The following is a 19,298-nucleotide window of genomic DNA, read 5'->3' as shown; positions in this document are numbered from 1 at the left end:
CGCGCCTCCTGCGTCTCGTCGGTGGTCGGGGCCGTCAGGTCGACGGGACCCCGAGGGGATCAGCCAAGTCTAGTTGCCTGAGAACCTCCTGCAGAGCCGCCCCCACGCTCTGCCGGCGCACCGCGGCGCGGTCGCCCGGGAAGTGGAACGCTCGGTGGGTGGCCCGGTGTTCCCCGGCACCCCCCTCGGCCGCCTCCCCGCCGTCCCCGCGCCATGCCAGGCCGACGAAGACCGTGCCCGCGGGGTGTCCGTCGGCGGGTCCCGGGCCGGCAACGCCGGTGGTCGCCACCGCCAGGTCCGCACCGCCCCAGGCCGCGGCGCCCAGGGCCATCTGCTCGGCCACGAGCCCGTCCACCGGCCCGGTCCGGGCCAGCCGCCCGGCATCGACGCCCAGCGCGGAGGCCTTGAGCTCCGTGGCGTACGAGACCACGCCCCCGCGGAGCACCGCCGAGGAGCCCGGCACGTCGGTGAGCGCCGCACAGACCAGGCCGCCGGTGAGCGACTCGGCCACCGCGAGCGTGAGCCCGCGGGCCGTCATCCGCTGCACCACCGCGCGGGCGAGGTCGGTCACGGGCTCCCCGCCGGGCGTCGCCGGGTCGGTCACGCGGTGCCCCGCCGGCCGCGGCTCCACAGGCGGGCGGCGTCCCGCAGGTAGTCCAGGCCGGTCACCACGGTCACCACCACGGCCGCCAGCATCACCCACCACGCGATGGTGGCCACCACGCCTCCCAGCGGCATGAGCATCAGGCCCACGGCCACCGACTGCAGCACCGTCTTGAGCTTGCCGCCGCGGCTGGCGGCCATGACGCCATAGCGGATCACCACGAAGCGCACCACCGTGATGAGCAGCTCGCGGGCCAGGACCACGACGGTCACCCACCAGGGCAGCAGGTCGATCCAGCTCAGGCACACCAGCGCCGAGCCGATGAGCGCCTTGTCCGCGATGGGGTCGGCGATCTTGCCGAAGTCGGTGATGAGGTTGCGGCGGCGGGCCAGCTCCCCGTCGATGCGGTCGGTCACCGCGGCCAGCGCGAAGACCACGAACGGCCACCACGAATGCAGGTGGTCCTCCCCGGCGCCGGGGTCGCGCAGCAGGAGCCACACGAACACCGGCACCATGAGGATGCGCAGCACCGTCAGCGCGTTGGCGAGGTTCCACGGGCTGGGCTGTCCCGCCGCGGCGCCGGCGGGCACGGGGTCGACGGGCTGCTGCGGGGCGCTCACGCGGCGTCCCCGTCGACGCGGGCCACGAGGTCCACGCCCTGGCTGTCCACCACGGTCGCGTCCACGATCTCGCCGACGCCCACCCGGGCCGGGGCGCCGCTGGCGTCCACGAGCACCGTCACGCCGTCCACCTCGGGGCCCTGCTCCTCGGAGCGGCCCACCACCTGCTGGCCGGCCTCGCCCTCGTCCTCGACGGCCTCCACGAGCACGCTCACGCGGTCGCCCACGCGGTCGGCCGCGCGCTGGGCCATGACCTCCTCGGCGAGGTCGCGGATGTGCGCCACCCGCTCGTCGACGACCTCCTGCGGCAGCTTGCCGTCGAGCGTCTCGCCCTCGGTGCCGTCCTCGTCGGAGTAGCCGAAGACACCGAGCACGTCGAGGCGGGCCCGCACCACGAAGTCGGCCAGCAGCTCCACGTCCTGCTCGGTCTCGCCGGGGAAGCCGCAGATGACGTTGGACCGGATGCCGGCAGTGGGCGCCGCCGACCGCACCTGCTCGATGAGGCCGAGGAAGCCCTCGGCGTCGCCGAACCGGCGCATGCGGCGCAGCAGCGGCCCCGAGGCGTGCTGGAAGCTCAGGTCGAAGTAGGGCACCACGCCGGGGGTCTCCACCATCGCGCGCAGCAGCTCGGGGCGCATCTCCGCCGGCTGCAGGTAGCTCACGCGCACCCGCTCGATGCCGTCGATGCCGGACAGCTCGGGCAGCAGCGCGTCGAGCAGCCGCAGGTCACCCAGGTCCTTGCCGTAGCTCGTGGTGTTCTCGCTCACCAGGAAGAGCTCCTTGACGCCGTTGTCCGCCAGCCAACGGGCTTCGGCGAGCACGTCGTGCGGGCGGCGCGAGAGGTAGGCCCCGCGGAACGCCGGGATGGCGCAGAAGGAGCAGCGGCGGTCGCAACCCGAGGCGATCTTCAGCGGCGCCCACGGCTTGTCGTTGAGCCGGCGGCGGATGACGGTACTCGGCCCCGATGCCGGCGCGGGGGCGTCCAGCGCGGCGTCACCGGGCTCCACCGGCGTCACCTGGTCGGCCAGGGTGAGGCCGGCCTCCTCGAGCTCCTGGGCCGTGGCCGTGCCGTGGCCCGGCAGCGAGACGCCCGCGGCCCCCTCCTGGCGGGCCACCGGCGAGAGCGGCAGCAGCCGGCGGCGGTCGCCCGGGGTGTGGGGCTCCGGCGCGTGCCCCGCGAGCACCGCCCGCAGCGAGGAGGACATGTCGGCATAGGAGTCGAAGCCCAGCACCGCGTCGGCCTCGGGCAGCTCGGCGGCCAGCTCGGCGCCGTAGCGCTCGGCCAGGCAGCCCACCGCCACCACCGCGCCGGTGCGCCCCTCCTCCTTGAGGTCGTGGGCGTCCAGCAGCGCGTCGATGGAGTCCTTCTTGGCCGAGTCCACGAACCCGCAGGTGTTCACCACCGTCACGTCCGCGCCGTCGGCCTCGTCCACGAGCTCCCACCCGGCGGCGGCCAGGCGGCCGGCGAGCTCCTCGGAGTCCACCTCGTTGCGGGTGCAGCCCAGGGTCGCGATGTGGACGCTGCGCACCTGGCCCCCGGAGGTGGTCTCGGGTGCGTTCTCGGCGGGCTCGGCGACCGGCGCGGAACCGGTGGGGAGGGAGGTGGAACTCATGCTCCAAGGGTAGGCGGTCACCCTGAACGCCGGCGGCCCCGCGCGGCCCACCCGGCCACCCACCGGCTGTGGCGCCGGGCACAATGGGGCGCATGCCTGACGTCGCCGCCATCCGCTCCCTGCTGCGCGAGTTCCCCCTCGTGGACGGACACAACGACCTGCCGTGGCGCCTGCACGCGCTCTCCCGGGCCGATGCCGAGTCCACCGACCTCACGGTGGCCGACATCGGCGCCGGCACCCTGGGCACCCCCACCCAGACCCACACCGACCTGCCGCGCCTGCTCGACGGCGGCGTCGGCGCCCAGTTCTGGAGCGTCTTCGTGCCCGCCCACCTCTCGGGCGACAACGCGGTGAGCATGACCCTGGAGCAGGTCGACCGCGTGCGCTCCCTGGTGGCGCTCTTCCCCGACCGCCTGGAGCTGGCCGACACCGCGGCCGACGTGCGCCGCATCCACGCCTCGGGCCGCATCGCCAGCCTCATGGGCGCCGAGGGCGGCCACAGCATCAACAACTCCCTGGCCACCCTGCGCATCCTGCGCGAGCTGGGCGTGCGCTACATGACCCTGACCCACAACAGCAACGTGGACTGGGCCGACAGCGCCACCGACGTGGAGAACATCGGCGGGCTGAGCCGCTTCGGCACCGAGGTGGTGGCGGAGATGAACCGCATCGGCATGCTGGTGGACCTCTCGCACACCTCCGCCGGGACGATGCGCGACGCCCTGGCCGCCAGCCGCGCTCCGGTGGTGTTCACCCACTCCGGTGCCCGGGCCGTCACCGACCACCCCCGCAACGTGCCCGACGACGTGCTGGAGCGCCTGCGCGCCAACGGCGGCGTGTGCATGGCCACCTTCGTGCCCAGTTTCGTCAACCAGGGCTCGGCCGACCACCGCTTCGAGCGCGAGGACGCCGCCCGCGCCGCCGGCCTGCAGCCCACCGACGACGGCTGGGAGCCCTTCATCGACCGCTACATGGAGGAGCACCCGCCACCGGAGGCCACGCTCGAGGACGTGGTGGCCCATGTGGAGCACCTCCGCGAGGTGGCCGGCATCGACCACATCGGCCTGGGCGGCGACTACGACGGCACCCCCGTGCTGCCCACCGGCCTCGAGGACGTCACCGGCTACCCGCGCCTGCTGGCCGCGCTGGCCGACCGCGGCTGGAGCCGGGGCGACCTGGAGAAGCTGGCCGGGGCCAACATCCTGCGCGTTCTCGACGCGGCCGACACCGTGGCCGACGTGCTCGACGACGAGCCCAGCCGACGCTGGCGCATTGAGCAGCTCGACGGCTGAGCCCGCTCCACCGCGGCCCCGCGCCACACCGGCGCGGGGCCGCCGTGCGTGCGCGCCCCTGCCTCAGCGGCGGAACTTGGTGAGCGTCAGGCCCATGAGGCGGGCCACCACGAGCGCCACGTAGTTCATGCCCGCCATCTCCTCGAGGATGATGAACGAGCGGGCGTGGTTGCCGGCCGGCGTGATGTCCGACAGGCCGGTGCCAGTCATGGTGGTGAACGACAGGAAGATCAGCTCGAACCAGCTGAGCTTCTCCCCGTGCGGCGCGGCGAACGAGCCCGGCCAGATGAGCTGCACCGCCCCGTAGGTGTACGCGAACGCCCACGCGGCCACGGTGAAGGTGGCGCCGGTGGCCCACAGCTCGTCACTGGTCACCCAGTTGTCCGAGAACATGTACACCAGCAGGGCGAAGACCACGTAGAAGTAGAAGACCGCGTGGAAGCACATCGACGCCAGCTCGATGCCGGTGACCTCCGGGAGGAGCACCTCCCCCACCGAGAGCGCCACCGCTGGCACGCCCACGAGGCCGCCCACCCAGGTGAGCAGCGGCGTGCGCCGCACCGCGCGCAGGGCGAGCACCAGGGTGAGCAGGCCGAGCACGGCGATGGCCAGGCGCCCCGCCCCGCTCTCCCCGGTGAACGGGTAGGCGATGACGCTCAGCAGCTGCACCACGAGCAGCACCGCCGAGGGGTTGCTGGCGATGCCGCGGCGGGCCTTGACGTGCCACGGCGTCGGCGGGCGCACGGGGTTGCGGTACATCAGCGGCCCGTCAGCTGCCAGGCGTCCTCGTCGTCGTCCTCGTCGTCCGAGGAGACGGCGCCGTCGGAGACGTCCACGCCCGCGTACCGGTCGGTCATCGGGCGGGCCCCGGAGTCGGCGCCGCCCTCCTGCGGCGCCTCGTCGGCGTCGTCCCGGACCCCCTCGCCGGCGTCCTGCTCGAGGTCCTCCGGCGGGTCCTCGCCGCGCAACCGGGCGAGGGTGGCCGGCAGGTCCTCGGGGCGCACCAGCACGTCGCGGGCCTTGGACCCCTCGGACGGGCCGACGATCTCGCGGGACTCCATGAGGTCCATGAGGCGCCCTGCCTTGGCGAAGCCCACGCGGAGCTTGCGCTGCAGCATCGAGGTGGAGCCGAACTGCGTGTTGACCACCAGCTCGGTGGCCTGGAGCAGCACGTCGAGGTCGTCGCCGATGTCCTCGTCGATCTCCTTGGTCGGGTTGACCTGCTGCACGTCCTCGCGGTAGTTCGGCGCCAGCTGGCCCTTGACGTGGGCCACCACGTCCACGATCTCGGACTCGTTGACCCACGCGCCCTGCACGCGCAGGGTGCGGCTGGCCCCCATCGGCAGGAAGAGCGCGTCACCCTGGCCGATGAGCTTCTCCGCACCGGGCTGGTCGAGCACCACGCGCGAGTCGGCCAGCGAGGAGGTGGCGAAGGCCATGCGGCTGGGCACGTTGGCCTTGATGAGGCCGGTCACCACGTCCACCGACGGGCGCTGCGTCGCCAGCACCAGGTGGATGCCGGCGGCACGGGCCAGCTGGGTGATACGCACCACCGACTCCTCGACGTCGCGCGGGGCCACCATCATGAGGTCGGCGAGCTCGTCCACCACCACCAGCAGGTAGGGGTACGGCTGCAGCTCGCGCTGCGATCCCGGCGGCACCTGCACCTTGCCCGAGCGCACCGCCTTGTTGAACTCGTCGATGTGCTTGAAGCCGAAGTTGGCCAGGTCGTCGTAGCGCTGGTCCATCTCACGGACCACCCACTGCAACGCCTCGGCGGCCTTCTTGGGGTTGGTGATGATCGGGGTGATGAGGTGCGGGATGCCCTCGTAGGCCGTGAGCTCCACGCGCTTGGGGTCCACGAGCACCATGCGCACCTCCTCCGGCGTGGCCCGCACGAGGATCGAGGTGATCATCGAGTTCACGAAGCTCGACTTACCGGAACCCGTGGCGCCGGCCACGAGCAGGTGGGGCATCTTGGCCAGGTTGGCGATGACGTAGCCGCCCTCGACGTCCTTGCCCACGCCCATCACCATCGGGTGCGTCTGGTTGCGCGCCTTGTCGCTGCGCAGGACGTCACCCAGCGACACGTTCTCGCGGTCGGTGTTGGGGATCTCGATGCCGATGGCGCTCTTGCCCGGGATGGGCGAGAGGATGCGCACCTCGGCGCTGGCCACGGCGTAGGAGATGTTCTTGCTCAACGCGGTGATGCGCTCGACCTTCACGCCCGGGCCGAGCTCCACCTCGTAGCGGGTCACCGTCGGACCCCGGGTGAACCCCGAGACCACGGCGTCGACGTTGAACTCCTCGAAGGTGTTGGTGAGCGCCGCCACGACGGCGTCGTTGGCCGCGGAGCGCTCCTTGTGCGGCGTGCCGGGCTTGAGCAGCGCGGTGTCCGGGAGGGTGTAGCTGACGTCGCCGGAGAGGGCCAGCTGCTCCACGCGCTGCGGCAACTGCGTGGTGGGCGGGGGCACGGGCTCCGGCTCCGGCTCGGCCTGCACGGGCTTGGCGCCCGGCTTCGCACCGGGCCTGGCCCCGGGCTTCGCGCCGGGGCGGGCGCCGGCCTTCGGCGCGGGCCTCGCGGGGGCGTCGGCCTGCCCGTCGTACACGGCGTCGCCCGCGTCCTCGGGCTCGGTGCCGTCCTGCACCGGCAGCGCGGTGGTGTCGGCACCCTGGGCCACCTCGGACTTGCGGGTGCGGCGCGCGGTGCGCACACGGCGCCGCGAGGAGTCGTCCACCTCGGCGGCCTGGTCGAAGGGCACGGTGTCCTCGTCCACCTCGCGGCGACGACGACGGCGGGCACCGGAGGGCTCCTCCTCGTCGCGCTCGCGGCGGGGCAGGCCCCGGGAGTCGCGGCGCGACCAGTCGAACTCCTCGTCCTCGGCGTGGTGGCCGGGGTGGAAGAGCCGGTCACCCAGCTCCCCCAGTCTCTCGGGGATGCGGTGCACGGGTGTGGCGGTGAGCACCAGCAGCGCGAAGAGGGCCAGCAGCACGAGCACGGCCACGGCCCCCAGCGAGGTCAGGCCCACGCGCAGCGGGTTGGCCACGAGGTAGCCCAGGATGCCGCCGCCGGAGCGGACGGACTCCACGCCCTGGCTGGCGTCGGGATAGCCCAGGGCCGCGTGCGTGAGGCCGCAGGCAGCCAGGACGGCGGCCACCGATCCCACCACGAGGCGGGCGCTGTCGGCGGTCTCGGCGGGACGGCGCATCATGTGCAGCCCGGCCCAGAGCAGCAGCAGCGGCAGGGCCATGGCCACCAGCCCGAAGGTGCCGGCCGCCACGGCGTGGATGGCTCCGCCCAGCGCCCCGGACAGGCCCCACCACTCGCGGAGCGCCACCACCACGGCCAGGGCCAGCAGCACGAAGGCCACACCGTCGCGGGCGTGGTCACGCTCCAGGCCCCGGGCGGACCCGCCCACGCTGCGCACCGCGCCACCGACCGCGCCGGTCACGCCGTTCCACAGGCCGGCCACGGCGCGCCCGAGGGGCCCGCGCTGGGGGCGCTGCGGGGTCTGCGACCGGGAGCCGCCCTTGCCCGCGGCACGCGACCCGCTGCCCGACGCCGTCGCCCGGGAGCCCCCGCGCGATCCCGACCGGTTGGTCCCCTGACCGCCACGCGTTCCACTGCGGGCAGCACGGGACGTCCCGGCGGACCGAGCGGTGCCGGGACGGGAGGACGAGGAGCGACGGGTGCGGGAATCTGCCACCCGCCAAGAGTAGGTGCCGCCACCGACAGCCCGACGGGGCCCACGCCGCACCCCGGCCGCCGGCCCGATGAGGTGACCCACACCCGGGCCCCTCCCTGAAGCCACTAGGCTTCACCACCATGAGTGAAGGCCAGGAACTGGATCTCGGGCGCGAGGCCCTGCCGTGCTTCGTCGTGACGGCCGACCAGCGCGACTCCCGCCACCAGCCCGACGCCGTCCCCGCCCTCCTCGAGCAGCTCGCGACCCGTCCCACCGCGCCGGACGCCCTGCCCTTCGAGCGCGCCGCGGGTGACGAGGTGCAGGGCGTGCTCACCTCCGGCACCGAGGTGGTGCAGGTGCTCGAGCTGCTGCTGCGCAGCGGCCGGTGGCGGGCCGGCATCGGCGTCGGCACGGTGGAGCACCCCCTGCCGGACTCGGTCCGCGCCGCCCGCGGGCCGGCCTTCATCGCCGCCCGCCGCGCCGTGGAGCGCAGCCACCGCGGACCCCAGCCCCTGGCGCTGGAGGCCAACACCGACCTCGAGCACGCCACCGACCCCGGCCTGCCCGCCCTCGCGCACGCCGAGGCGGCCCTGTGGCTCTGGGCGGGCGTCCTGACGCGCCGCACCGCCGAGGGGTGGGAGGTCGTCGACCGGCTGGCGGAGCACTCCACCCAGCGCGAGGTGGCCGAGGCCCTGGGCGTCTCCCCCAGCGCCGTCAGCCAGCGCCTGCGCACCGCCGGGGCCACCGAGGCCGACCGGGGCGCCGCCCTGTGCGCGGCCCTGCTCGAGGCGGTGCGCACCGGGCTGTCGGACCCCTCTGGCACGCTGGGCGACGGCCCGCCCGCGGGCCGCTCCACCCCCTCGACCCCGCCGGAGGACGCGTGATCCAGCACCCCGAGGTCATCCCCCTCGTCCTGCTCTGCGCCACGTGCGCGGTCTTCCTCGGCGGCCCGGTGGTGATGTGGTTCCTCGGCCACGTGGAGTCCCCCGACCCCGACGGCATCGAGCTGCCCGGCGGCCGGTGGATCGGCCTGCTCGAGCGGGCCGCGGCGTTCTCCGCCGTGGTGGCCGGATCGGACTACGCGCTGGCCCTGGTGGTGGCCGTCAAGGCCCTGGGCCGCTACCCCGAGCTGCGCACCGCCAAGCACGGCGCGGTCTCCGAGCGGTTCATCATCGGCACCTTCGCCAGCCTGCTCTGGGCCGCGGCGTGGGCAGGGCTCGCACGGCTGGTGCTGTACACGCTGGGCTGACCCCGGCCCGAGGACGGCGGCACGGCCTCGGGGCGCCGGCACCCGCCGGACATGCAGGAGCGCCGCCCGGCGGGTGCCGGGCGGCGCTCCTGGTGGGGACGGCTCAGATGCTGCTGCGCACGTCGGTCAGGCCCAGGGCCGTGACGTGCTCCGGCGCACCGGAGGCGGCGGCACCGACCCCCAGCGGGGGCTGGTGCGGGCCGTTGCCGTAGACCGTGATGTCGCGGTCCCAGCGGATCGCACCGATGGCGATGAGGTGGTCCATCGCCTTGATGCTCAGGCGCACGCAGCCGTGGCTGTCCGGGTACGGCGGGATGAAGGTGGAGCCGTGCACGGCGTAGCCGCCGGGCGCGAAGAAGAACGGGCGCCACATGCGACCCAGCTCTCCGGTGCGCCACCCCTTGTCCTCGTTCCACATGCTGCGCCAGGTGCCGCGCGGGGTCTTGGCGTGCGGGTACCACTTGCCCCGGAAGGTGTAGCCCTTGCCGTTGCCGGTGGAGGTGTTGTGCACCTCCACGAGCTTGCCGGCCTTCACGTAGAAGAGCAGCTGGCGGGTGAGGTCCACCTCGATGTAGGTGCCCGATGTGGTCTTCACGGGGATACGCGGCTGGCGGATGACGGCCAGCCAGGTCTTCTGGCCGACGACGCCGTCGCGGGTCAGGCCGTAGGCCTTCTGCACGGCCCACACGACCTGCTGGGTCTGGGCGCCGAACGAGCCGTCCGGCGTGCCGACCCAGAAGCCGGCCTGCTTGGCCTTGCGCTGGAAGTACAGGACGTCGGCGTTGCGGTCACCCTTGCGCAGCGTGCGGCGGTTCACGCGGTACGCAGCGGCGGCCCCCGTCGCCGGGGTGAGCGCGGCCGTGCCACCGGCGACGGCGGCGGCACCGCCGGCCAGCGCCGTGCGGCGGGTGATGTTCGTGGTGTCCATGGTCTGTCTTCCTCCCCCTTGTCGGTGATGGGCGACCGTCCACCGTCCCCGGGTGGGCGGTGGTCTGCGGCCCCGCGTGCGGGGTCCGGTCGTGTCCCCACGGTACGGGCCCGTCCCGCGCACCTTCCACCCCGCAGGGGCGGTTGTGCGGACTCTGTTGCCGTCCTGTGATGGAGCGCGCCCGATCTGTGAGGTGCGCCTCGGGCCGGGCCGTCCACCCCGCGCCGCCCGGCCCCGGCGTTCAGCCCATCGCCCAGCACCGGGTGTGCCAGTGGCGCCGCTCCTCCACCCCGAGCATCCCGTCGTTCGGCCACACCACGAGGTGCGGCTGCGAGGAGGGCACCTCGTGGTGGCAGCCCGGGCAGCGGTAAACCCGGCCCTCGGCGTTGCCGTGCAGGGTGCGCACGAGGAACTCCCGCCCGCCGCGGAGCTCGGTGCGGTCGGGCGTGTGCCGCAGGCCGCCGCCCACCGGGCTCGGCACGGACGGCGCGCGGCGCCCGCGGGCACTGCCGCGGGCACCGCCTCGTCGACGGGCCTTCCCCATCGCGCGTCCTCAGGCGCGCGGGGTGGCGTCGCGCAGCGGCAGGTCGAGCACGGCGGCGTCCACCAGGGCTGCGGCGGGCGCCAGGCCCGGGTCCTGCGTGGCGCCGAAGAGCTCGGACTGCACGTCGAGCACGTGGTCGGCCCCCAGCTGGTCGATGTAGCCGAACGGCCCCATCGGGTAGCCGCACCCGGCCACCATGGCGGTGTCGATGTCCTCCGGGCTGGCGTACCCGGACTGGGCCATGAGCACGGCCTCGTTGAGGAAGGGCACCAGCAGCGACTCCACCACCAGACCGGGCTGGTCGCGCACCACCACCGCGGTGAGCCCCGCCTCCTGCGCCAGCGCGCGCACCGTGGCCTCGGCCTCGCGGGAGGTCGTGGTGGTGCGGCCCAGCTCCAGCAGCCGCCCGTACCCCGTGGCCTCGTGCAGCACGGCCCGCAGCGCATCGGCGTGGCGGCCGCTGGTGGCGGCCAGATCCAGCGTCGTGTCGGCCGTCAGCGAGACGACCACGGCGTCGGCCGGCAGCACGCGTCCGAGCTCCAGGAAGAGCGCGTCCAGCTCGATGAGGGCGGCCTCGGCCTCGAGCTCCTCGGGATCGGCCTCGTCCCAGTCCTCCTCGAGCGGGTCCACCACCTCGGCGGCCTCGAAGACCACCTGCGCACCGGACAGCGCGCCCAGGTCGGCCCCGGCCTCCTCGATGCGGACCACCTCGCGCCCGGTGCCCGCGAGCGCCTCGGCCAGCTCGTCGGCCTCCTCGCCGGCGCCGATGACGCCCACCACGGTCACCTCGCGCGGCGCCGCCGGCTCCTGCGTCCGCGCCGCCGCGGCCCGACGGGCCTCCTCGGAGTAGGGGTGGAAGCCCGCGCCGCTCTTGCGGCCCAGCAGGCCGGCCTGCACCATCGTGGCCAGCTCGTAGCTGGGGGCGTGCATGTGCTTGTGCGTGAGCGAGTGGATGACCCCGCCGATGCCGGCGCAGACGTCCAGGCCCACGAGGTCCATGAGGGTCAGCGGCCCCATCGGCAAGCCCGCCCCCACGTGCATGGCGGTGTCCAGGTCGGCCGCGTCCACGGCGCCGTCGAAGTACAGCTGGCCGGCACGGTTCATGTAGCCGTAGAGGAGGTGGTTGGCCACGAAGCCGGCCCGGTCGGCCACGACCACCGGCTGCTTGCCCAGCCGGGTGGCCAGCTCGGCCACGGCCTCGACGGCGGCCGGGTCGGTCACCGGGGTGTGCACCACCTCCACGAGCTTCTGCACCGGGGCCGGGTTGAAGAAGTGCATGCCCACCACGCGGTCACGGCGCTGCGTGCCGGCGGCGATCTCGGTGACCGAGAGGCTCGAGGTGTTGGTGGCCAGGATCGCCTCGGGCCTCGTGACCTCGTCGAGGCGGCCGAAGACCTCGTGCTTGATGTCCATCCGCTCGGGCACGGCCTCCACCACGAGGTCCACCTCGGCCAGGTCCGCCAGGTCGCTGGAGAAGGTCACCGCCTCGAGCAGGGCCTGCTGCCCGGCCTCGTCGAGCTTGCCCTTCTGGACGGCGCGGGCGGTGGAGGCCTCCAGCAGCCCCCGGCCCCGCTCTGCGAGCTCGGGCGTCATCTCCACGCCCACCACGCGCACACCACCGCGCGCGAAGACCTCCACGATGCCGGCCCCCATGGTGCCCAGGCCGACGACTCCCACCGATGCGATCCGTGTCATGGGGCTCACTCTCCCACGTCGCCCGAACCTGTTGACCTTTGCCGGTCCATGCCGCAGGTGGGGCCCATGCAGAACATCCAGTTCGTCATTCTCATGCAGGGACGCGCCACGACCTGACCACTCGTCGCGACGCGTCCCCACCCTCGTGCACCCGAAGTTCCGGGTCCGGGGGTTTTTGTTACCCGAAAGCACCCACCCCGAGGACGCCATGACCCCGCAGAGCACCTCCACCGCCGACCCGCACCGGCGCCGAGGTGCTCGTCGCCACGCTCGAGCGACTGGGGGTGGAGCACCTCTTCGGACTCCCCGGTGGGGCCGTGCTGCCGCTCTACGACGCGCTGCACTCCTCGCGCCGGCTGCGCCACGTGCTGGTGCGCCACGAGCAGGCGGCCGGACACGCGGCCACCGGCTACGCGGTCTCCACCGGCAAGGTGGGCGTCTGTCTGGCCACCTCCGGCCCGGGTGCCACCAACCTCGTCACCCCGCTGACCGACGCGGCGATGGACTCGGTGCCGGTCGTGGCCATCACCGGCAACGTCCCCGCGGGCTCGATGGGCACCGACGCCTTCCAGGAGACGGACATCCGCTCCATCACGATGCCGGTCACCAAGCACTCCTTCCTGGTCACCGACCCCGACGAGATCGGCCCCACCATCGCCAGCGCCTTCGAGCTGGCCGCCTCCGGCCGCCCCGGCCCGGTGCTGGTGGACGTCACCAAGGACGCCCTGGCCGGCCCGGCCCGCCCCGACCGCGAGCGCCTGACGCTCCCCGGGTTCTCGGTTCCCCCTCCCCCCTCGGCCGGCGACGTGGTGGTCATCCGCCAGGAAGGGCCCCGCGGCGGCCCGGGGATGCGCGAGATGCTCGCCATCACCGGGGCCATCAAGGGCGCCGGTCTCGGCAAGGACGTGCTGCTGGTGACCGACGGCCCCTTCTCCGGCGGCACCACCGGCCTGTGCGTGGGGCACGTGGCCCCCGAGGCGGTCGACGGCGGGCCGGTGGCGCTGGTGCAGGACGGCGACGGCATCGTGCTGGACGTGGCCGCCGGCACCCTCGGCCTCGAGGTCGACGAGGCGGAGCTGGAGCGCCGCCGCGCCGCGTGGGAGGCCCCCGAGCCACCCGCGCGGGCTCGGCGGGGCGTGCTGGTCAAGTACTCCCGCCTCGTCCGGTCGGCCTCCGTGGGCGCCGTGACCCACTGAGGCGCTCCCGACCACTTCGCGCGACGCACGCGCGGCCCCTGCTGGCGTAGGGTGCCGCGCGTGCGTCTCGTCATCGCCCGCTGCCAGGTCGACTACACCGGAGCCCTCACGGCCCACCTCCCGCTGGCCACCCGCCTGCTGGTGGTGAAGGCCGACGGCTCGGTGCTCGTGCACTCCGACGGCGGCTCCTACAAGCCGCTCAACTGGATGACCCCGCCGTGCACGCTCGTGGAGACCGAGCCCTCCGAGGAGCTCGCCGAGGAGGGTGTGGAGCGCGTCTGGACCGTGCGCCACCGCAAGAGCGGCGACCAGCTGGTCATCCACCTCCACGAGGTGCTCGAGGACGTCAGCCACGAGCTCGGCGTGGACCCCGGGCTGGTCAAGGACGGCGTGGAGGCCCAGCTGCAGGAGCTGCTCGCCGAGCACGTCACCACCCTGGGCGAGGGCTGGAGCCTGGTGCGCCGCGAGTGGATGACCCCCATCGGCCCGGTGGACCTGCTGTGCAAGGACTCCCACGGGCGCACGGTGGCCGTGGAGATCAAGCGCCGCGGCGGCATCGACGGCGTGGAGCAGCTCACCCGCTATCTCGAGCTGCTCAACCGCGACCCCCATCTGGCCCCGGTCGAGGGCGTGTTCGCCGCCCAGGTGATCCGCCCCCAGGCCCGCACCCTGGCCGAGGACCGCGGCATCCGCTGCGTGACCCTGGACTACGACGCCCTGCGCGGGTTGGACGACGCCGAGGGCCGCCTGTTCTGAGCGCCCCGCGCCGCCGACCACCCCCGGCGGGTGACAGGCTGGCCCCATGGTCAACCTCACGCGCATCTACACCCGCACCGGCGACGACGGCACGACCGGACTGGGCGACTTCGGCCGCACCTCCAAGGACGACCCGCGGCTGGTGGCCTACGCCGACACCGACGAGGCGAACGCGGCCCTGGGCATCGCGATGCTGCACACCGCCGAGCACCCCGAGGTGGCCGCCGTGCTGCGCCGGGTCCAGAACGAGCTCTTCGACGTGGGGGCCGACCTCTCCCTGCCGCTGCGGGCCCGCTACGAGTACGAGCCGCTGCGCGTGACCCAGGAGTGGGTCGACGACCTCGAGGCCGACTGCGACCGCTTCAACGAGGGCCTGCCCGCGCTGCGGAGCTTCATCCTGCCCGGCGGCGGTCCGCTGGCGGCGCACCTGCACGTGGCACGCACCGTGGTGCGCCGTGCCGAGCGGGCGGCGTGGACGGCGGTGGCGGTGCACGGTGACGTGCCCGCCGCCGAGGGGGCACCCAAGGGCACGGGGGGCGTGTCGCGGCTGCCCGGCCAGTACCTCAACCGGCTCTCGGACCTGCTGTTCATCCTGGCGCGCAGCGCCGCGGGCCCCGAGGGCGACGTGCTCTGGCAGCCCGGTGGGGGCCGCTCTCAGAGGTCCGTCGAGAAGGAGTGACCCGGGGGCAGGGTCTCCTGCCAGGCGCGCAGCGCGCGGCCCGCTCCCGGTGAGAGCACGACGTCGATGCCCTCCCCCGACGGGACCCGGGGCCCGCGCGGGGCGGCCTCACCGGTCAGCCGCACCCACCGCGAACCGGCCACGGGAGTCTGCTCGTCGAGCCACTGGATCTCCACCGTGGTGCGGCGCAGCGCCGCGAAGGGGCGCGTACCGGCACCCCACAGGGAGTGGAACTCGACGGCCCGCGGGCCCAGACGCACGATGGCCGGGCGGGTGGTCCCGGCGGCGCGCACGCGGCACAGGGCGGTGTACTGCCCCCCGCTGATGCGGATGCGGCGCCACCAGCTGAAGAGCAGCCAGAGCAGCGCCGCCAGGACGACGGCGAGGACGACGGCCTCGGCCGTGCGGAGGGTGGACCCCACCGGCGGGTCAGGCGGTCAGGGAGCTCGCGTCGACCTTCTCGGCCACCACGGTGACCCGGTCGCCGTCCACGGAGAGGAAGCCGGTGTCGATGGTGACCTCCTCCTTGCCCGAGGTGGTGTGGATGCCCACCGCACCGGACACCAGCGCGCCCAGCAGCGGGGTGTGGCCCGGCATGATGCCGAGCTCGCCCTCGGTGGTGCGCGCGGTCACCATGGTGGCCTCGCCACTCCACACCTGGCGGTCGGCGGCAACGAGGTCAACGGTCAGGTGGCTCACCGGGTTCTCCTGGAAGGTCGGGGGTGTGAGGTGGCCCATCGTACGCGGAACCACAGCGTGCTCCGGCCTCAGGGCGAGGGCGTGCCGCGGCCCGTGTCGGCGGCGCCCGTGGGGTGCCCCATCGGCAGCAGCGGGTCGGTCGTGGCACCGGTCAGGGAGTTCACCCACCGCATGAGGTGGAAGACCACCAGCGCGGCGGCCGTGCCCAGCGCGATGCCGGCGAAGGTCACCTGCCCGAAGCGCCACGTGAAGTCCGCGATGCCGATCACCAGCGCGGCCCCGGCGGTGGTGAGGTTGATCGGGTGGGAGAAGTCCACCCGGTTCTCCATCCAGATGCGCACCCCGAGCACGCCGATCATGCCGTAGAGCACCGTGGACACCCCGCCCAGCACGCCCGCCGGCACGGTGGCGATGAGGGCGCCCACCTTGGGCGAGAGGCTCAGCAGCACCGCGGCCAGGCCGGCTACCAGGTAGGCCGCCGTGGAGTACACGCGCGTGGCGGCCATGACGCCGATGTTCTCGGCGTAGGTGGTGGTGCCCGACCCGCCGCCGGAACCGGCCAGGGTGGTGGCCAGCCCGTCGGCCACCAGCGCCCGGCCCATGAGCGGGTCCAGGTCCTGGTCGGTCATCGCGGCCACGGACTTCACGTGGCCCACGTTCTCGGCCACGAGCACCAGCACCACCGGCACGAAGAGCGCCAGCACCGAGGGGTGGAAGGTCGGGCTGGTGAACCCCGGCAGGCCGAACCACGCCGCGTCGTGGGCCGGCTGCAGGTCCACCTCGCCGCGCACCAGGGCCACCACGTAGCCGACGGCCACGCCCAGCAGGATCGCCAGGCGCCCCAGCAGCCCGCGCAGGGCCACCGTGGCCAGCACCACGGCCAGCAGCGTGACCAGGGCGGTCACCGGGGAGGTCATGAAGTTCGCCTTGGCCGCCGGCGCCAGGTTGAGGCCGATGAGCGCCACGATGGCACCGGTCACCAGCGGCGGCATGAGCCGCCCGATCCACGCGTGACCGGCCACCTGCACCACGAGGCCCACGACCACCATCGCCAGACCGGTGAGCACCACGCCGCCGAGCGCCCCGGCGTGCCCGTGCGCGGCGGTGGCGGCCCCCAGCGGCGCGATGAAGGCGAAGGACGAGCCGAGGTAGCTCGGGATGCGCCCGCCGGTGAGCACCAGGAAGAGCAGCGTGCCCACGCCGGAGAAGAAGAGCGTGGTGGAGGGCGGGAAGCCGGTGAGCAGCGGCACGAGGAAGGTGGCACCGAACATGGCCACCACGTGCTGGGCCCCCACGCCGACGGTCCGCGGCCAGCTGAGGCGCTCCCGGGGACGCACCACGCCGTCGGGGGCGATGGTGCGTCCGTCGCCGTGGAGGGCCCAGAAGCCGGTGCCAGCTGCGGTCATGCGTGCTCCTTCGCGCGGGGCCGCGCGTGTCGCGTGTGTGGGCGGTGTCACGATAGGCCCCATGACGACGAGCCAGCACACCGACGACTCCGTGGGGCGCGACTTCATCGAGGTCTACCCCGACGCCCTCTCCCCCGAGCTCTGCGACCGCATCATCGAGGCGTTCGAGGAGAGCAAGGCCCAGGGCCCCGGCCGCACCGGCGGCGGCGTGGACCCCACCATGAAGAGGTCCGTGGACGTCTTCATCTCGGACAAGCCGGAGTGGCGCGAGATCGAGGCCGAGCTCGTGGCCGCCGCCAGCCGCTGCCTCGTGGAGTACGTGCGCACCTACCCGCACACCCTCCTGGCGCCGATGATGTTCCAGCGCACCACCCCGGACGGCACCACCACGCGCATCACCCCCGAGGAGGTGCGCGCCATGAGCGACCGCGACGTCATCCAGATGGCCGGCACGGCGCTGCGCCCCGGCGGCATCAACGTGCAGCGCTACACCGCCGACGAGGGCGGCTACCCCTACTGGCACTGCGAGACCATGCCCACCGACTCCACGCACGAGGCGCTGCACCGCCACTGCCTGTGGACCGTCTACCTCAACGACACCTTCGACGAGGGCGGCACGGAGTTCCTCTACCAGGGCCACCTCGTGGAGCCCCGCAAGGGCGCTCTGCTCATCGCGCCCGCCGCGTTCACCCACACCCACCGCGGCAACATGCCCAAGGGCGGCGACAAGTACATCGCCACCAGCTGGTTCCTCTTCCACCGCAAGTGAGCCACCGGGCCGGGCCCGTCCCCCGCGGGCCCGCCCCTCCCCCACGAGGAAGGCCCCCACCGGATCGGTGGGGGCCTTCGCCGTCAGCGGGTGCTGGTCAGCTGTTCTTCTCCAGCTCGTGGGCCTGGCGCTCGACGTCGTCGAGGCCACCGCACATGAAGAATGCCTGCTCCGGCACGTGGTCGTACTCACCGTCGGCGATCTTGGTGAACGCCTCGATGGTCTCGGCCAGCGGCACGGTCGAACCCTCGATGCCGGTGAACTGCTTGGCCACGTAGGTGTTCTGCGAGAGGAAGCGCTGGATGCGGCGGGCACGACCGACGAGGATCTTGTCCTCCTCGGAGAGCTCGTCGATACCCAGGATCGCGATGATGTCCTGCAGCTCCTTGTACTTCTGCAGGATCGACTTGATCCGGACCGCGGTCTCGTAGTGGTCCTTCGCGATGTAGCGCGGGTCCAGGATGCGGCTGGTGGAGGTCAGCGGGTCCACGGCCGGGTAGATACCCATCGACGCGATCGGGCGGGAGAGCTCGGTCGTGGCGTCGAGGTGGGCGAAGGTGGTCGCCGGGGCCGGGTCGGTGTAGTCGTCGGCCGGCACGTAGATCGCCTGCATGGAGGTGATCGAGTGACCACGGGTCGAGGTGATGCGCTCCTGGAGCACACCCATCTCGTCGGCCAGGGTCGGCTGGTAGCCCACGGCCGAGGGCATGCGGCCCAGCAGCGTGGAGACCTCGGAACCGGCCTGGGTGAAGCGGAAGATGTTGTCGATGAAGAGCAGCACGTCCTGCTTCTTCACGTCGCGGAAGTACTCGGCCATGGTCAGGGCCGAGAGGGCGACGCGCAGACGCGTGCCCGGCGGCTCGTCCATCTGGCCGAAGACCAGGGCGGTCTGGCCGAGGACGCCGGCCTCCTCCATCTCGACCATGAGGTCGTTGCCCTCACGGGTGCGCTCGCCCACACCGGCGAACACCGACACACCACCGTGGTCGCGGGCCACACGGGCGATCATCTCCTGGATGAGCACCGTCTTGCCCACGCCGGCGCCACCGAACAGGCCGATCTTCCCACCCTGCACGTAGGGGGTCAGCAGGTCGATGACCTTGATGCCGGTCTCGAACATCTGGGTCTTGGACTCCAGCTTGTCGAAGTCCGGGGCGGGGCGGTGGATGCCCCAGCGCTCGGAGACCTCGAGCTGCTCGCCCGGCTCCAGGTTGAGGCACTCACCGGTGGCGTTGAAGACCTTGCCCAGGGTGACCTCACCCACCGGCACGCTGATGGGGCCGCCGGTGTCCTTGACCTCGGCGCCGCGCACCAGGCCGTCGGTCGGCTGCAGCGAGATGGCGCGGACCAGGTTGTCACCGATGTTCTGGGCGACCTCGAGGTTCAGCGTCTTGGTCTCACCGTCGAGCTCGACGTCGACCTTCAGGAGGTTGTAGATGGCGGGCACCGCGTCCGGCGGGAACTCGACGTCGACGACCGGCCCGATGATCCGAGCCAGACGTCCGACACCGCCGGCCTGCTGGGTGGCGGAGGTGTTCTCCGCGGCAATGGTGGCGTTCATG

General features: G+C 73.4%; 19 protein-coding genes. 7 read left to right on the top strand and 12 right to left on the bottom strand.

What is annotated here, in order from left to right; all coding sequences use genetic code 11:
- Nucleotides 1–34: 34 nt before the first annotated feature.
- The 3 genes from ACFFHC_RS06445 to rimO are packed head-to-tail and all read right to left on the bottom strand — an operon-like array spanning nt 35 to nt 2,837.
- Nucleotides 35–604 (bottom strand): CinA family protein, encoded by a 570-nt coding sequence (locus ACFFHC_RS06445; RefSeq protein WP_269149661.1) that lies wholly within the window; start codon nt 602–604, stop codon nt 35–37.
- Nucleotides 601–1,224 carry a CDP-diacylglycerol--glycerol-3-phosphate 3-phosphatidyltransferase gene (gene pgsA, locus ACFFHC_RS06440; protein WP_101849014.1) on the bottom strand — a complete coding sequence of 208 codons (624 nt, stop codon included), beginning with the start codon at nt 1,222–1,224 and terminating at the stop codon, nt 601–603. Before pgsA ends, ACFFHC_RS06445 begins: the two co-directional genes overlap by 4 nt.
- Nucleotides 1,221–2,837, bottom strand: a complete 1,617-nt coding sequence (gene rimO, locus ACFFHC_RS06435; RefSeq protein ID WP_083323525.1) for a 30S ribosomal protein S12 methylthiotransferase RimO — start codon at nt 2,835–2,837, stop codon at nt 1,221–1,223. Before rimO ends, pgsA begins: the two co-directional genes overlap by 4 nt.
- A gap of 92 nt (nt 2,838–2,929) precedes the next feature.
- Here rimO and ACFFHC_RS06430 point away from each other — a divergent pair, with 92 nt between their 5' ends.
- Complete coding sequence (locus ACFFHC_RS06430) at nt 2,930–4,129, top strand: dipeptidase (RefSeq protein WP_070704998.1); 1,200 nt, start codon at nt 2,930–2,932, stop codon at nt 4,127–4,129.
- A gap of 63 nt (nt 4,130–4,192) precedes the next feature.
- On the opposite strand, the gene ACFFHC_RS06425 is transcribed toward ACFFHC_RS06430, so the two are convergent.
- Both ACFFHC_RS06425 and ACFFHC_RS06420 read right to left on the bottom strand, forming a co-directional pair.
- A complete protein-coding gene (locus tag ACFFHC_RS06425) occupies nt 4,193–4,888 on the bottom strand; it encodes an ion channel (protein ID WP_083323524.1) in 696 nt (231 codons plus the stop codon).
- The gene (locus tag ACFFHC_RS06420) at nt 4,888–7,836 is read right to left on the bottom strand and encodes a DNA translocase FtsK (RefSeq protein ID WP_379803906.1); all 2,949 of its coding nucleotides are present in this window, start codon (nt 7,834–7,836) and stop codon (nt 4,888–4,890) included. The genes ACFFHC_RS06425 and ACFFHC_RS06420 overlap by 1 nt, the downstream gene beginning before the upstream one ends.
- A gap of 119 nt (nt 7,837–7,955) precedes the next feature.
- Here ACFFHC_RS06420 and ACFFHC_RS06415 point away from each other — a divergent pair, with 119 nt between their 5' ends.
- Both ACFFHC_RS06415 and ACFFHC_RS06410 read left to right on the top strand, forming a co-directional pair.
- A complete protein-coding gene (locus tag ACFFHC_RS06415) occupies nt 7,956–8,699 on the top strand; it encodes a SatD family protein (RefSeq protein ID WP_202876737.1) in 744 nt (247 codons plus the stop codon).
- Nucleotides 8,696–9,064 (top strand): hypothetical protein, encoded by a 369-nt coding sequence (locus ACFFHC_RS06410; RefSeq protein WP_101849016.1) that lies wholly within the window; start codon nt 8,696–8,698, stop codon nt 9,062–9,064. Before ACFFHC_RS06415 ends, ACFFHC_RS06410 begins: the two co-directional genes overlap by 4 nt.
- Nucleotides 9,065–9,167: 103 nt before the next feature.
- Here the strand turns inward: ACFFHC_RS06410 and ACFFHC_RS06405 are convergent, their stop codons facing one another.
- The 3 genes from ACFFHC_RS06405 to ACFFHC_RS06395 all read right to left on the bottom strand — a co-directional run bounded on the left by ACFFHC_RS06405 (nt 9,168) and on the right by ACFFHC_RS06395 (nt 12,231).
- Nucleotides 9,168–9,992 (bottom strand): L,D-transpeptidase family protein, encoded by an 825-nt coding sequence (locus ACFFHC_RS06405; RefSeq protein WP_070705393.1) that lies wholly within the window; start codon nt 9,990–9,992, stop codon nt 9,168–9,170.
- A 241-nt stretch (nt 9,993–10,233) separates the two neighbouring features.
- Nucleotides 10,234–10,536 carry an Rv1322 family protein gene (locus ACFFHC_RS06400; protein WP_238138108.1) on the bottom strand — a complete coding sequence of 101 codons (303 nt, stop codon included), beginning with the start codon at nt 10,534–10,536 and terminating at the stop codon, nt 10,234–10,236.
- A gap of 9 nt (nt 10,537–10,545) precedes the next feature.
- Complete coding sequence (locus tag ACFFHC_RS06395) at nt 10,546–12,231, bottom strand: 3-hydroxyacyl-CoA dehydrogenase family protein (protein WP_141494643.1); 1,686 nt, start codon at nt 12,229–12,231, stop codon at nt 10,546–10,548.
- 254 nt (nt 12,232–12,485) lie between these two features.
- Here ACFFHC_RS06395 and ACFFHC_RS06390 point away from each other — a divergent pair, with 254 nt between their 5' ends.
- From ACFFHC_RS06390 to ACFFHC_RS06380, 3 genes are read left to right on the top strand one after another with little or no spacing between them, the layout of a single operon-like run.
- Complete coding sequence (locus tag ACFFHC_RS06390; RefSeq protein ID WP_141494644.1) at nt 12,486–13,427, top strand: thiamine pyrophosphate-binding protein; 942 nt, start codon at nt 12,486–12,488, stop codon at nt 13,425–13,427.
- A 60-nt stretch (nt 13,428–13,487) separates the two neighbouring features.
- Nucleotides 13,488–14,183 carry an endonuclease NucS gene (gene nucS, locus ACFFHC_RS06385; RefSeq protein ID WP_101849017.1) on the top strand — a complete coding sequence of 232 codons (696 nt, stop codon included), beginning with the start codon at nt 13,488–13,490 and terminating at the stop codon, nt 14,181–14,183.
- A 46-nt stretch (nt 14,184–14,229) separates the two neighbouring features.
- Nucleotides 14,230–14,862, top strand: coding sequence for a cob(I)yrinic acid a,c-diamide adenosyltransferase (locus ACFFHC_RS06380; RefSeq protein ID WP_141494645.1), 633 nt, complete (start codon nt 14,230–14,232; stop codon nt 14,860–14,862).
- Here the strand turns inward: ACFFHC_RS06380 and ACFFHC_RS06375 are convergent.
- The 3 genes from ACFFHC_RS06375 to ACFFHC_RS06365 all read right to left on the bottom strand — a co-directional run bounded on the left by ACFFHC_RS06375 (nt 14,838) and on the right by ACFFHC_RS06365 (nt 16,967).
- Nucleotides 14,838–15,284, bottom strand: coding sequence for a DUF2550 family protein (locus ACFFHC_RS06375; protein ID WP_070703299.1), 447 nt, complete (start codon nt 15,282–15,284; stop codon nt 14,838–14,840). The genes ACFFHC_RS06380 and ACFFHC_RS06375 overlap by 25 nt on opposite strands.
- A gap of 7 nt (nt 15,285–15,291) precedes the next feature.
- Nucleotides 15,292–15,561 (bottom strand): F0F1 ATP synthase subunit epsilon, encoded by a 270-nt coding sequence (locus ACFFHC_RS06370; RefSeq protein WP_070703306.1) that lies wholly within the window; start codon nt 15,559–15,561, stop codon nt 15,292–15,294.
- A 68-nt stretch (nt 15,562–15,629) separates the two neighbouring features.
- Nucleotides 15,630–16,967 (bottom strand): uracil-xanthine permease family protein, encoded by a 1,338-nt coding sequence (locus ACFFHC_RS06365; protein ID WP_141494646.1) that lies wholly within the window; start codon nt 16,965–16,967, stop codon nt 15,630–15,632.
- 61 nt (nt 16,968–17,028) lie between these two features.
- On the opposite strand from ACFFHC_RS06365, the gene ACFFHC_RS06360 reads away from it, so the two are divergent.
- Nucleotides 17,029–17,736, top strand: a complete 708-nt coding sequence (locus tag ACFFHC_RS06360) for a 2OG-Fe(II) oxygenase (protein ID WP_070703297.1) — start codon at nt 17,029–17,031, stop codon at nt 17,734–17,736.
- Between the two features lie 97 nt (nt 17,737–17,833).
- On the opposite strand, the gene atpD is transcribed toward ACFFHC_RS06360, so the two are convergent.
- The gene (gene atpD / locus ACFFHC_RS06355; RefSeq protein WP_070703296.1) at nt 17,834–19,297 is read right to left on the bottom strand and encodes a F0F1 ATP synthase subunit beta; all 1,464 of its coding nucleotides are present in this window, start codon (nt 19,295–19,297) and stop codon (nt 17,834–17,836) included.
- Nucleotide 19,298: the final 1 nt, after the last annotated feature.

Source organism: Kytococcus schroeteri (assembly GCF_042433515.1).
Taxonomy (GTDB): domain Bacteria; phylum Actinomycetota; class Actinomycetes; order Actinomycetales; family Dermatophilaceae; genus Kytococcus; species Kytococcus schroeteri.
This window is presented reverse-complemented; position numbering and strand designations above follow the sequence as displayed.

Excerpts from the sequence above, each read along its gene's own strand:
- atpD (WP_070703296.1), bottom strand. The coding sequence starts at position 19,297 with ATGAACGCCACCATTGCCGCGGAGAACACCTCCGCCACCCAGCAGGCC.
- rimO (WP_083323525.1), bottom strand. The coding sequence starts at position 2,837 with ATGAGTTCCACCTCCCTCCCCACCGGTTCCGCGCCGGTCGCCGAGCCC.
- ACFFHC_RS06395 (WP_141494643.1), bottom strand. The coding sequence starts at position 12,231 with ATGACACGGATCGCATCGGTGGGAGTCGTCGGCCTGGGCACCATGGGG.
- ACFFHC_RS06405 (WP_070705393.1), bottom strand. The coding sequence starts at position 9,992 with ATGGACACCACGAACATCACCCGCCGCACGGCGCTGGCCGGCGGTGCC.
- ACFFHC_RS06430 (WP_070704998.1), top strand. The coding sequence starts at position 2,930 with ATGCCTGACGTCGCCGCCATCCGCTCCCTGCTGCGCGAGTTCCCCCTC.
- ACFFHC_RS06360 (WP_070703297.1), top strand. The coding sequence starts at position 17,029 with ATGACGACGAGCCAGCACACCGACGACTCCGTGGGGCGCGACTTCATC.
- ACFFHC_RS06365 (WP_141494646.1), bottom strand. The coding sequence starts at position 16,967 with ATGACCGCAGCTGGCACCGGCTTCTGGGCCCTCCACGGCGACGGACGC.
- ACFFHC_RS06380 (WP_141494645.1), top strand. The coding sequence starts at position 14,230 with ATGGTCAACCTCACGCGCATCTACACCCGCACCGGCGACGACGGCACG.
- ACFFHC_RS06400 (WP_238138108.1), bottom strand. The coding sequence starts at position 10,536 with ATGGGGAAGGCCCGTCGACGAGGCGGTGCCCGCGGCAGTGCCCGCGGG.
- ACFFHC_RS06415 (WP_202876737.1), top strand. The coding sequence starts at position 7,956 with ATGAGTGAAGGCCAGGAACTGGATCTCGGGCGCGAGGCCCTGCCGTGC.
- ACFFHC_RS06425 (WP_083323524.1), bottom strand. The coding sequence starts at position 4,888 with ATGTACCGCAACCCCGTGCGCCCGCCGACGCCGTGGCACGTCAAGGCC.